Origin of the sequence: Bradyrhizobium sp. 33ap4, assembly GCF_032654765.1 — a bacterium.
Classification (GTDB): Bacteria; Pseudomonadota; Alphaproteobacteria; order Rhizobiales; family Xanthobacteraceae; genus Bradyrhizobium; species Bradyrhizobium australafricanum.
The window spans coordinates 20,540-33,277 of sequence record NZ_JAUMTJ010000059.1 but is presented as its reverse complement, the minus strand read 5'-3'; the positions used below and the strand labels follow the sequence as shown (position 1 = coordinate 33,277).

The following is a 12,738-nucleotide window of genomic DNA, read 5'->3' as shown; positions in this document are numbered from 1 at the left end:
CGGAGCGATGGATTGCTTCGTCGCTTTCGCTCCTCGCAAATGACGGTCAAGATTGAAGCTGCTTACAAAAAGCTCTGCGGATCGACGTCGACCTCGAGCTTCAGATTGCCCTTGGTCTTGGGACCGGATTCCAGCCATTCGCGCAGATATTGCGACAGATCGACATTGCGCAGCGACTTCACCAGCAGGCGGAAGCGATAGCGGCCCTTGATGACGGCGAGCGGCGCCTCGGCGGGGCCGAGCACCTGGATCCGCTCATCGAGCGGCGCCACCGCGGCGAGCTTGCGGGCGAAGCCTTCCGCGGTCGGACGGTCGCCGGCGGAGACGATCAGGCTCGCCAGCCGGCCGAACGGCGGGTAGCCGGTGCGCTCGCGAATCTCGATCTCGCTGGCATAGAACGCCTCGCGGTCATTGGCGATCAGGGCCTTGATCACCGGATGCTCCGGCTGATGGGTCTGCAGAAAGCCGACGCCGCGGCCCTGCTCGCGGCCCGCGCGGCCGACCACCTGGTTCAGCAGCTGGAACGTCCGCTCGGCGGCGCGCGGATCGCCATTGCTCAGGCCGAGATCGGCGTCGATGACGCCGACCAGATTGAGCCGCGGGAAGTTGTGGCCCTTCGCCACCAGCTGGGTGCCGATGATGATGTCGACGCGGCCCTCGGCGATCTCGTTGAGCTCGCTGCGCATGGTCTCGATCGAGGTGATGAGATCGCTCGACAGCACCATCGTCCGTGCCTCGGGGAAGATGTGGGCGGCCTCCTCCTGCAGGCGCTCGACGCCGGGCCCGACCGCGACCAGCGATTCCTCGGCCGCGCAATGCGGGCAGATATTCGGGCGCGGCATCGAGAAGCCGCAATGATGACAGACCAGCCGCTGCCGGAACCGGTGATCAACCAGCCATGCATCGCAGATGGTGCAGGCGAAGCGGTGGCCGCAGGCCCGGCACAGCGTCAGCGGTGCGTAACCGCGGCGGTTGAGGAACAGCAGCGCCTGCTCGCGGCGCTCGATGGCATGGCCGATCTGCTCGGCCAGCACCGGCGAAATGAAGCGGCCGCGCGGCGGCGGCGCGCGGCGCATGTCGATCGCCTCGATATGCGGCATGTGCTGGCCGCCGAACCGCGACGGCAGCGCCACGCGCTGGTAGCGCCCCTTGCGCGCATTGACCTCGCTCTCGACCGACGGGGTCGCCGACGCCAGCACGATCGGAATCTTTGCGATATGGGCGCGGACCACCGCCATGTCGCGCGCGTGATAATGCGCGCCGTCGTCCTGTTTGTAGGCCTGGTCGTGCTCCTCATCGACGGTGATGAGACCGAGATCGGCATAGGGCAGGAACAGCGCGGAGCGGGCGCCGACCACGACCGGCGCCTTGCCCTCGGAGATCGCGGCCCAGTTGCGCGCGCGCGTGCGCGGCGTCAGCTCCGAATGCCACTCCAGCGGCCGCACGCCGAAGCGCTGCGCGAAACGATCGAGGAACTGGCCGGTCAGCGCGATCTCCGGCATCAGGATCAGCGTCTGCTTGCCGCGGCGGATATTCTCGGCGATCGCCTCGAAATAGACTTCGGTCTTGCCGGAACCGGTGACGCCGTCGAGCAGCGCGACGTGAAAGCTGCCGCTCGCGGCCAGCGTCCGCATCACGTCGACGGCGCTGCGCTGCTCGCGCGAAAAATCCGGCTGCGCGTAGGAGGGATCCGGAACGGGCGGCGGTGCCGGCGGCGGCATCGCCTCAACCGTCAGGGTGCCTTCGTCGACCAGGCCGTCGATCACGCCGGAACTGACGCCGGCCTCCCGGGCCGCCTCCGACTTGCCGTGCAGCAAGCGGTCCGACAGCACCTCGATCACCCGCCGGCGTGCCGGCGTCAGGCGCCGCGGCGGCTCGCCGACCAGCCGCACGCCGAGCCGCATCCGCTCCGGCCCGAGATTTTCGCCCATCCGCAGCGTCATCCGCAGCACCATGCCGCGTGCCGACAGCGTGTAATTGGAGACCCAGTCGACCAGCTGGCGCAGCTCCGGTTTCAGCGGCGGAACATCGAGCTTCTCGCTGACGTCCTTGAGCCGGTTGTGCAGCCGCGGATCCGGATTGGCATTTTCCGCCCACACCACCGCGACCACCTCGCGCGGCCCGAGCGGAACGCCGATCACGTCGCCCGGCGCAAGCTCCATGCCGCGCGGAACGCGGTAGGAATAAGTCTGGTTCAGCGCGACAGGCACCAGCACGTCGACGACACGTGTCGTCGATGCGGAGGCTGGGTTGTGGCGCGTGGTGTGGTCCATTGAATCCGAACTTTGCGCCGGGCTAGCACCGCTACGCGGTCTTAGCGAACGGTAAACGAAGGCAGTGCGATATAATCAGGAGATGAGCAGCGCCAATAGCCCTTAAGACACGGACTTAAGACACGGACATGGCCCGGACCGATCAGCCCATCCAACCACTCGAGCTCGACTGCGCCGATGCATCGATCACGCAGGAGATGACGCGCTGGCTGTCGCATCTGCGTGCGGAGCGGCGGCTGTCGCCGAAGACGCTTGAGGCCTATGCCCGGGACGTGCGCCAATGCCTCGCCTTCCTGGCCGGGCACTGGGGCGCGCGGGTGACGCTTGAGGCATTTTCCGCGCTCGAGGCGAGCGATGTGCGCGCCTTCATGGCGATGCGCCGGACCGAGGAGATCGGCGGGCGGTCGCTGATGCGGGCGCTGGCGGGCCTGCGCTCGTTCGGACGATTCCTGGAACGCGAGGGCAAGGGCAAGGTCGGCGCGCTCTCGGCGATCCGCGCGCCCAAGGTGGCGAAGAGCCTGCCGAAGCCGATTCACATGGAAGCGGCGAAACGCTTTGCCGACGCCGACGAGCGCGCGGACGAAACCCGCGAGACCTGGATCCTGGTGCGCGACGCCGCCGTCATGGCGCTGCTCTATGGTTCGGGCCTGCGCATCTCCGAGGCGCTGGGGCTGAAGCGCCGCGACGTGCCGAAACCTGGCGAAGGCGACGTGCTCGTGGTGACCGGCAAGGGCAACAAGACCCGCATGGTGCCGGTGCTGCAGAACGTGCTGCAATTGATCGCGGACTATGCCGCGATCTGCCCGCATCAGCTCAGCCCCGCGGGGCCGATGTTCGTCGGCGCGCGCGGCGGCCCCTTGAGCCCGCGCATCATCCAGCTCACCATGGAGCGGCTGCGCGGCGCGCTCGGCCTGCCCGACAGCGCAACGCCGCATGCGCTGCGGCATTCCTTCGCCACGCATCTGCTGAGCCGCGGCGGCGATCTGCGCGCGATCCAGGAATTGCTCGGCCACGCTTCGCTGTCGACCACGCAAATCTACACCGGCATCGACAGCGAGCGCCTGCTCGAAGTCTATCGCTCCGCGCATCCCCGAGGTTGAACGTTCGGTTCTGAAAAAATAAAGCGCGGGCTTTGGCCGCCGTCATGCGCCGTTCATCTTCAGACGGTTACCCAAAACCCTTCGGCCCTTGCCTTGTGCGCCGCATTCGGCAATCGTGGCGCGGTCTCATCCGGAGGGGAATCATGAGCGCACATGAAAGTATGGAGCACGCGGAGCATGCCGAGCATGCCTCGGGCGAGAACAAGAAGATCGCGCTCCTGATCGCCGTGATCGCCCTGTGCCTGGCGCTGTCGGAAACGCTCGGCAAGGGCGCCCAGACCGAATCGATCAGCAAGAATGTCGAGGCCTCCAACCTGTGGGCTTTCTTCCAGGCCAAGAGCATCCGCCGTACCACGGTGCAGATCGCGGCAGAACAGGGCAAGCTGAACCTCGCGACCACCACCGACGAGGCGGCCAGGGCCGCGCTGCAGAAGCAGATCGACGATTGGCAGAAGACCGCGGCGCGCTACCGCTCGGAGCCGGAAACCGGCGAGGGTTCAGAGCAGCTCTCCGAACGCGCCAAGCACGCCGAGCATGAGCGCGACGAGGCCACCGCGAAATATCATCATTTCGAGCTTGCCTCCGCCGCCTTCCAGATCGCCATCGTGCTGGCGTCGGCAACCATCATTACGGGCATCATCGCGCTGGCCTGGGTCTCCGGCCTGGTGACGCTCGCCGGCATCGTGATGACGGCGCTCGGCCTGTTCCAGCCGCACTTGCTGCATCTGCATTGAGCGCAGCGCGCCGCTTTCGAACCGTCATCCTGAGGAGCGCGCCCTTGCGCGCGTCTCGAAGGATCGACGGCCACCGGCCGGGCCGTGCATCCTTAGAGACGCGCGTTCCGCGCTCCTCAGGATGACGGAATAGAAAGTTTTGATCAAAGAGGCTTGCTGGTCTGATGCACGCTTTTGCGGAAGCGCGCGATCACGCGCAGCGTGCGCGCCGCCCAGCCCTCGCCGTCGCCACTAATCATCTCGCGAATGCGCCGCTTGATTGGCTCGACCAGCGCGGTGGCCTTGGCCCGCAGCGCCATCACGAAATTATAGAGTGCCTCGAACCAGGGCATCTCCAGCAGTTTCGGCCGCGTCACGTCGAACAGGAAGGCCGTCACGCCGACGCCGACGAACTTGGCGAACAGGATCAGCGAGACCGCACTGAACCAGTATTGGTTCGCCAGCAGCCAGAGCCCGATCAGCTTGAGCGGAAACAGCGGGATCACCGGCACGACGAAGACAATCAGGGTCATCGCCGGCGACAGCGAATCGACCCGGTCGGCAAGCCATTGCTTGAGCGCGCGGAGCGGAATCCACGCCACCGCCCGCGCCACGATCGGCTCGAGATGGTCCCATAGCCAAGCCTCGACCAGGAAGATGATCGCAAGCAGGACCCAGAACGGCTGAAGCAGGCGGCGCAGCATCGCTATGATCTCAACCCGGCTGACGCCGGACTTTCGATCATCACATATGGATGGCGCGCTTGCCCACCGCAAGCGCGGCTTCCTTGATCGCCTCCGAACGGGTCGGGTGCGCGTGGCAGGTGCGTGCCAGATCCTCGGCAGATCCGCCAAATTCCATCAGAACGCAGGCTTCGTGGATCATTTCGCCGGCTTCGCGGCCGACAATGTGGACGCCAAGCACCCGATCCGTCTTCGCATCTGCGAGAATTTTCACGAAGCCGTCGGTGGTCTGATTGACCTTGGACCGGCCGTTCGCCGTGAACGGGAATTTGCCGACGGTGTACGCGACGCCGGCCTGCTTGAGTTCTTCCTCGGTCTTGCCGACCGACGACACTTCCGGCGTGGTATACACAACACCTGGAATGACGTCGTAGTTCACGTGGCCGGCCTGGCCCGCGATGATCTCCGCACAGGCAACGCCTTCGTCTTCCGCTTTGTGCGCGAGCATCGGCCCGGCCACGACGTCGCCGATCGCGTAGATGCCCTTCACGTTGGTCGAGAAGTGCGCGTCGATCTCGACGCGGCCGCGATTGTCGAGCGCAACGCCGGCTTCCTTCAGCCCGAGCCCCTCGGTGTAGGGCACCCGGCCGATGCAGACGAGCACGACGTCGGCTTCGATGGTTTCCGCAGCGCCACCCGCGGCGGGCTCGACCTTGGCCTGCAGCGTCTTGCCGGAGCTATCGACCGCGGTGACCTTGGCGCCGAGCTTGAAGACGAAGCCCTGCTTCTCGAGCATGCGCTGAAATTGCTTTGCCACCTCGCCGTCCATGCCGGGCAGGATGCGGTCGAGGAATTCCACGACCATGACGTCCGCACCGAGACGCCGCCAGACCGAGCCAAGCTCGAGCCCGATCACCCCCGCGCCGATGATCAGCAATTTCTCCGGCACCTTCTCCAGCGACAGCGCGCCGGTCGAGGACACGATGCGCTTCTCGTCGATGTCGATACCCTTCAGGCGGGCGATATCGGAGCCGGTGGCGATCACGATGTTCCTGGTCTCGACGGTCTCGGACTTGCCGTCGCCGGAGACCTCGACCTTGCCGGCACCGAGGATCTTGCCGGTCCCCTTGAGCACGTCGATCTTGTTCTTCTTCATCAAGAACTCGACGCCCTTGACGTTGCCGTCGATGCCCTGCTGCTTGAAGTTCATCATCGCAGGCAGATCGAGCTTCGGCGCCGGGACGCTGACGCCCATCTTGGCGAAGGAGTGCCCGGCTTCCTCGAACATCTCGGAGGCGTGCAACAGCGCTTTCGACGGCATGCAGCCGACGTTGAGGCAAGTGCCGCCCAGCGTCGCGTCCTTCTCGACGACGGCGACCTTCATGCCGAGTTGCGCCGCGCGGATCGCGCAGACATATCCGCCCGGGCCGGTGCCGATGACGACGAGATCGTAAGAAGCCATGATGGAAGGTCCTGTAGCTAAGCTCTGTGACAATTACGCGGGGCGCGATCGTGACGGCAGACCGCCGCCCGCTCTTGATCGTGTGCTAGCGACCGCCCGACACGTCGAGGATCGCGCTGGTGACATAGGAAGCCTCGTCCGAGATCAGCCAGACGATGGCGTTGGCGATTTCATCGGCGGTGCCGACACGCTTCATCGGCACCATATGGGCAAGCCGGTGCGCGCGATCGGGCTCGCCCCCCGCGGCGTGGATGTCGGTGTCGATCAGTCCGGGCCGGATGCCGGCGACGCGGATGCCCTCATTCGCGACTTCGTAGCCGAGGCCAATCGTGAAGGAATCGATCGCGCCCTTGGAAGCGGCATAGTCGACATAGGTGTTGGGCGCACCGAGCTTCGCCGCCACCGAGGACAGGTTGACGATGACGCCGCCCTTGCCGCCGTGCTTGGTCGACATGCGCTTCACCGCCTCGCGCGCACACAGGATGCTGCCGGTGACATTCACTGCCATCATCTGCTGGATACGCTCGGCCGACATCTCGTCGACACGCACGCCGCTCTTGCCGACGATGCCGGCATTGTTGACGAGCGCGCCGAGCGTGCCGAAGCCGTCGGCCGCCTTGAACAGCGCCAGGATGTCCTGCTCGCTGCCGACATCGCATTTCACCGCGATCGCCTTGCCGTTGCTGGCTTCGATCGCGGCGACGACCTCGTCCGCCGCGGTCTTGTTGGATGCATAGCCGACCACGATGCGATAGCCGCGCGCGGCGGCAGCGAGCGCGGTGGCGCGGCCGATGCCGCGGCTGCCGCCGGTGATGACAACGACCTTATCCGTCACTTTGATCCCCAAATGTGAGCAACCAACAGATCGCGGCGCCCGAGCCGATCGGACGCCGCGCGCGATACGACCTTAGAGGTCCAGCACCAGGCGGGCCGGATCCTCCAGGCTCTCCTTGACGCGCACCAGGAAGGTAACCGCTTCCTTGCCGTCGATGACGCGGTGATCATAGGACAGCGCCAGATACATCATCGGGCGCACCTCGATCTTGCCGCCGACCACCATCGGCCGCTCCTGGATCTTGTGCATGCCGAGGATGCCGGACTGCGGCGCATTCAGGATCGGCGTCGACATCAGCGAACCGTAGATGCCGCCATTGGTGATGGTGAAGGTGCCGCCCTGCATCTCGTCGATCTTGAGTTGGCCGTCGCGGGCGCGGCGGCCGTAGTCGGCGATCGACTTCTCGATGTCGGCGATCGACTTGTGGTCGCAGTCGCGCACCACAGGCACCACGAGGCCGCGGTCGGTGCCGACCGCAACGCCGATGTGATAGTAGTTCTTGTAGATCAGGTCAGAGCCGTCGATTTCGGCGTTGACCGCCGGAATGTCCTTTAGCCCCTGCACGACCGCCTTGGTGAAGAAGCCCATGAAGCCGAGCTTCGAGCCGTGTTTCTTCTCGAACGTGTCCTTGTAGAGGGCCCGCAGCTTCATCACCTCGGTCATGTCGACCTCGTTGAAGGTCGTCAGCATCGCGGCGGTGTTCTGCACGTCCTTGAGGCGGCGCGCGATGGTCTGGCGCAGCCGGGTCATCTTCACGCGCTCCTCGCGCGCGGCGTCGTCCGCCGGCGACGGCGCACGAACCTGCACGGCGGCGGCCGGCTGGTTGACCGGGGTCGGCGCCGAGGCGGCCTTCTCGATCGCGGCCAGCATGTCGCCCTTGGTCACGCGGCCGTCCTTGCCCGAGCCGGGAACGGTGGACGCATCGATGCCGCTTTCAGCGGACAGCTTGCGGACCGAGGGTGCCAGCGGCGCATCCGCCGGCGGCGCCTTCGGCGCAGCGGCAGCAGCCGGCGCAGCAGCGGCAGCCGGTGCGGCGGCCTTGGCGGGAGCCGCAGCAGCCGGCTTGGCGGCCGGAGCGGCGCCGTCATTGATCTGTCCGAGCAGCGCGCCGACGGCGACCGTCTCGCCGTCCTTGGCGATGATCTCGCCGAGCGTACCGGCCACCGGCGCGGGCACCTCGATGGTGACCTTGTCGGTCTCCAGCTCCACCAACGGCTCGTCCACCGCGACAGCTTCACCGGCCTTCTTGAACCAGCGGCCGATCGTGGCCTCGGTCACGGATTCGCCGAGCGTTGGAACGCGAATTTCAGTCATGGTCTTTTCCTCGATAACCCTGCGGTCGCAAAATTTGCGGTCGTGAAACTTGTCCGCCACCGCCCGCAAAGCGAGCGATCCGGTACTCCGTGACGACAGCACTTCTGCTGGATGACGCGGGATACCGGATGCCCCGCATTCGCGGGGCATGGCTTCAATGAAAGTCGTTAGTTCAGTGCGTCGTCGAGCAGCGCCTTGAGCTGCGCCAGATGTTTCGACATCAAGCCGGTCGCGGTTGCCGCCGATGCCGGACGGCCTGCATAGCGCGGACGCCTGTTGGGTGCGTGGATCTGGTTGAGCACCCATTCCAGATAGGGCTCGATGAAGTGCCAGGAGCCCATATTGCGCGGCTCTTCCTGGCACCAGACCACTTCGGCGTTCTTGAAGCGGCCGAGCTCCTGCACCAGCGCCTTCAGCGGCACCGGATATAGCTGCTCGACGCGCATCAGATAGATGTCATCGATGTCGCGCTTCTCACGCTCCTCGTAGAGATCGTAGTAGACCTTGCCGGAGCACAGCACGACGCGGCGAATCTTGTCGTCCGGCACCAGCTTGATCTTCTCGTCCGGCAGCATCTGCGCGTCATCGTACAGAATGCGGTGGAACGTGGCGTTCTTGCCGAGCTCCTCGAGCTGCGACACCGCGCGCTTGTGGCGCAGCAGCGACTTCGGCGTCATCAGGATCAGCGGCTTGCGGATCTCGCGATGCAGCTGGCGCCGCAGCACGTGGAAGTAGTTCGCCGGCGTGGTCGGATTGACCACCTGCATGTTGTCTTCGGCGCACATCTGCAGGTAACGCTCGAGGCGCGCGGAGGAATGCTCCGGTCCCTGCCCTTCGTAGCCGTGCGGCAGCAGGCAGACGAGGCCCGACATGCGCAGCCACTTGCGTTCGCCCGAGGAGATGAACTGGTCGAACACCACCTGCGCGCCGTTGGCGAAGTCGCCGAACTGCGCTTCCCAGAGCGCCAGCGCATTCGGCTCGGCCAGCGAGTAGCCGTATTCGAAGCCGAGCACCGCCTCTTCCGACAGCAGCGAGTTGATGACCTCGTAGTGGCCGGTGTCTTCGCCGCCGAGATGGTTGAACGGCGTGTAGCGGCTCTCGTCCTCCTGGTCGATCAGCACTGAATGGCGCTGCGAGAAGGTCCCGCGCTCGGAATCCTGGCCGGACAGTCGCACATGATGACCTTCCTGCAGCAGCGTGCAGAATGCCAGGGCCTCGCCGGTGGCCCAGTCGATCCCGACACCGCTATCGATCGCCTTGGCGCGATTGTCGAGGAAACGCTGGATGGTGCGGTGGACGCGGAAGCCGTCCGGCACCTTGGTGATCTTGCGGCCGATATCCTTGAGAACGGCGACATCGACGCCGGTGACGCCGCGGCGGGCGTCCTCTTCCTGGTCGGCGATCTTGAAGCCTGCCCACTTGCCGTCGAGCCAGTCGGCCTTGTTCGGCTTGTAGCCGGCGCCGGCTTCAAGCTCGGCGTCGAGCCGCGCGCGCCAGTCGGCCTTGGCCTTCTCGACCTCGCCCTCGGTCAACACGCCGTCAGCGACCAGCCGCTTGGCGTAGATCTCGAGCGTTGACGGGTGAGAAGCGATCTTCTTGTACATCACCGGCTGGGTGAAGGCCGGCTCGTCGCCCTCGTTGTGGCCGTGGCGCCGGTAGCAGAACATGTCGATGACGACCGGCTTGTGGAATTTCTGCCGGAACTCGATCGCGACCTTGGCCGCGAACACCACGGCCTCCGGATCGTCGCCATTCACGTGGAAGATCGGCGCATCGATCATCTTCGCTACGTCGGACGGATAGGGCGACGAGCGCGAGTAGCGCGGGTAGGTGGTGAAGCCGATCTGGTTGTTGACGATGAAATGCAGCGAGCCACCGGTGCGATAGCCCTTCAGGTCGGACAGGCTGAAGCATTCAGCCACCACGCCCTGGCCTGCGAATGCCGCGTCGCCGTGCATCAGCAGCGGCAGCACGGAGATACGCATATCCGGCGGATCGCCGTGCTGGTCCTGCTTGGCGCGCACCTTGCCCATCACGACCGGATCGACGATCTCGAGATGCGACGGGTTTGCGGTCAGCGACAGATGGATGTTGTTGCCGTCGAACTCGCGGTCCGAGGAGGCGCCGAGGTGATACTTGACGTCGCCCGAGCCTTCGACCGAGTCGGGGTTGGCGGAACCACCCTTGAACTCATGGAACAGCGCGCGGTGCGGCTTGCCCATCACCTGGGTCAGCACGTTGAGGCGGCCGCGATGCGGCATGCCGACCACGATCTCCTTCACGCCGAGATTGCCGCCGCGCTTGATGATCTGCTCGAGCGCCGGGATCAGCGATTCACCGCCATCGAGGCCGAAGCGCTTGGTGCCGGTGAACTTGGTGTCGCAGAACTTCTCGAAGCCGTCCGCCTCGATCAGCTTGTTGAGGATCGCGCGGCGCCCCTCGGGCGTGAACGAGATCTCCTTGTCCGGCCCCTCGATGCGCTCCTGGATCCACGCCTTCTGCGCGGCGTTCGAGATGTGCATGAATTCGACGCCGAGCGTCTGGCAGTAGGTGCGTTCGCAGATCTGCACGATCTCGCGCAGCGTGCCGTATTCGAGGCCGAGCACGTGGTCGAGGAAGATCTTGCGATCGAAGTCCGCCTCGGTGAAGCCGTAGGAGCGCGGATCGAGCTCCTCGCGGTCGCGCGGCGCCTCGATGCCGAGCGGATCGAGCTTGGCGTGGAAATGGCCGCGCATGCGGTAGGCGCGGATCAGCATCAGTGCGCGAACCGAATCGCGGGTGGCCTGATGGACGTCGGCATCGGACAGTTCGGCGCCCTTGGCCTGCGCCTTGGCCGCGAGCTTTGTGCCGACCGCCTTCTCGACCTGGGCCCAGTTGCCGTCGAGCGCCGAGGTCAGCTCGTCGCGCGGCGTCACCGGCCAGTTGTCGCGGCCCCACGAGGCGCCCTCGGCGTTCTTCTGGACATCGGCCGGGGCGTCCTTCAGGCTTTTGAAGAAATCCTGCCATTCGGCGTCGACCGACGACGGGTCCTGCTCGTAGCGGGCGTAGAGGTCGTCGATGTAGGCGGCGTTGGTGCCCTGCAGGAATGATGAGAGTGCAAAAGCGGCGTTCGCGTCTTGGCGAGACATGGGCAGTCCTGGTGATTTTTTCGGTTCGCGCGTAGGAGACGGCGCTGATGCCGGTCTGGAAGTGCGCCGGCTGGATTGATACCCTTTACCCTATGTAGGACAGATATTCCTGCCTAAAAGAACTAAGAAATGAATTTATTTTCATTTTTTATTGATCGGCATTCCGGCACCAAAACGCAATAAAAGAGCGGGTTCCCCAAGGAGAACCCGCCCCAAATCACGCCAAACCTCGAAGGGAACTCGCCGGACGGCGGTTACTTCAGCATTTCCGCGAGCGTGTGCCCGAGGCGCGCCGGCGACGGCGACACCCTGATGCCGGCGGCTTCCATCGCCGCGGTCTTGGAACCAGCGTCGCCCTTGCCGCCCGAGATGATCGCGCCGGCATGGCCCATGCGGCGGCCGGGAGGTGCGGTGACACCGGCAATGAAGCCGACCATCGGCTTCTTGCGGCCGCGCTTGGCCTCGTCCTTGAGGAACTGGGCGGCGTCCTCCTCGGCGGAGCCGCCGATTTCGCCGATCATCACGATCGACTTGGTCTTCTCGTCGGCCAGGAACATCTCCAGCATGTCGATGAACTCGGTGCCCTTGACAGGGTCGCCGCCGATGCCGACCGCGGTGGTCTGGCCTAGACCCTCCTGGGTGGTCTGGAACACCGCCTCATAGGTCAGGGTGCCGGAGCGGGAGACGATGCCGACCGAGCCGGGCTTGAAGATGTTGGCCGGCATGATGCCGATCTTGCATTCGCCGGCGGTCATCACGCCGGGGCAGTTCGGCCCGATCAGCCGCGACTTCGAGCCCGACAGCGAGCGCTTCACGCGCACCATGTCGAGCACCGGGATGCCCTCGGTGATGCAGACGATCAGCGGGATTTCCGCGTCGATCGCCTCGCAGATCGCGTCGGCTGCGCCCGGCGGCGGGACATAGACCACGCTGGCGTCGGCGCCGGTCTTCTCGCGCGCTTCGGCGACGGTGTCGAACACCGGCAGGTTGAGATGGGTCGAGCCGCCTTTGCCCGGCGCCACGCCGCCGACCATCTTGGTGCCGTAAGCGATCGCCGCTTCCGAATGGAACGTGCCGTTCTTGCCGGTGAAGCCCTGGCAGATGACCTTGGTGTTCTTGTCGATCAGAATGGACATGGTTCGAGATGCTTTCGCGAGACGATCGGTGATGGGACTCTATGGTTTGAGCATGATCTTGTCGGAAAACCGGAGACCACTTTTCCGGATCATG

At 65.3% G+C, this 12,738-nt stretch carries 9 protein-coding genes; 2 read left to right on the top strand and 7 right to left on the bottom strand.

Annotated features, from left to right (window positions below; genetic code table 11):
- Positions 1-62: 62 nt before the first annotated feature.
- Positions 63-2,273 (bottom strand): primosomal protein N', encoded by a 2,211-nt coding sequence (locus Q2M23_RS34205; protein WP_316398402.1) that lies wholly within the window; start codon positions 2,271-2,273, stop codon positions 63-65.
- Between the two features lie 128 nt (positions 2,274-2,401).
- On the opposite strand from Q2M23_RS34205, the gene Q2M23_RS34200 reads away from it, so the two are divergent.
- Together Q2M23_RS34200 and Q2M23_RS34195 are read left to right on the top strand one after the other, a co-directional pair.
- Positions 2,402-3,373, top strand: coding sequence for a tyrosine recombinase XerC (locus Q2M23_RS34200; protein WP_316398401.1), 972 nt, complete (start codon positions 2,402-2,404; stop codon positions 3,371-3,373).
- Between the two features lie 143 nt (positions 3,374-3,516).
- The gene (locus Q2M23_RS34195) at positions 3,517-4,107 is read left to right on the top strand and encodes a DUF4337 domain-containing protein (protein ID WP_316398400.1); all 591 of its coding nucleotides are present in this window, start codon (positions 3,517-3,519) and stop codon (positions 4,105-4,107) included.
- A gap of 143 nt (positions 4,108-4,250) precedes the next feature.
- Here Q2M23_RS34195 and Q2M23_RS34190 read toward each other — a convergent pair whose 3' ends face one another.
- The 6 genes from Q2M23_RS34190 to sucD all read right to left on the bottom strand — a co-directional run bounded on the left by Q2M23_RS34190 (position 4,251) and on the right by sucD (position 12,644).
- Positions 4,251-4,790, bottom strand: a complete 540-nt coding sequence (locus Q2M23_RS34190) for a hypothetical protein (RefSeq protein ID WP_225163860.1) — start codon at positions 4,788-4,790, stop codon at positions 4,251-4,253.
- A 40-nt stretch (positions 4,791-4,830) separates the two neighbouring features.
- Positions 4,831-6,231 carry a dihydrolipoyl dehydrogenase gene (gene lpdA, locus Q2M23_RS34185; protein ID WP_057020923.1) on the bottom strand — a complete coding sequence of 467 codons (1,401 nt, stop codon included), beginning with the start codon at positions 6,229-6,231 and terminating at the stop codon, positions 4,831-4,833.
- Between the two features lie 85 nt (positions 6,232-6,316).
- A complete protein-coding gene (locus Q2M23_RS34180) occupies positions 6,317-7,066 on the bottom strand; it encodes an SDR family oxidoreductase (RefSeq protein WP_057020974.1) in 750 nt (249 codons plus the stop codon).
- A 72-nt stretch (positions 7,067-7,138) separates the two neighbouring features.
- A complete protein-coding gene (gene odhB, locus Q2M23_RS34175; protein ID WP_076834705.1) occupies positions 7,139-8,380 on the bottom strand; it encodes a 2-oxoglutarate dehydrogenase complex dihydrolipoyllysine-residue succinyltransferase in 1,242 nt (413 codons plus the stop codon).
- 167 nt (positions 8,381-8,547) lie between these two features.
- Positions 8,548-11,508, bottom strand: a complete 2,961-nt coding sequence (locus Q2M23_RS34170) for a 2-oxoglutarate dehydrogenase E1 component (RefSeq protein WP_076834628.1) — start codon at positions 11,506-11,508, stop codon at positions 8,548-8,550.
- 254 nt (positions 11,509-11,762) lie between these two features.
- A complete protein-coding gene (gene sucD, locus Q2M23_RS34165) occupies positions 11,763-12,644 on the bottom strand; it encodes a succinate--CoA ligase subunit alpha (RefSeq protein WP_028340814.1) in 882 nt (293 codons plus the stop codon).
- Positions 12,645-12,738 lie beyond the last annotated feature (94 nt).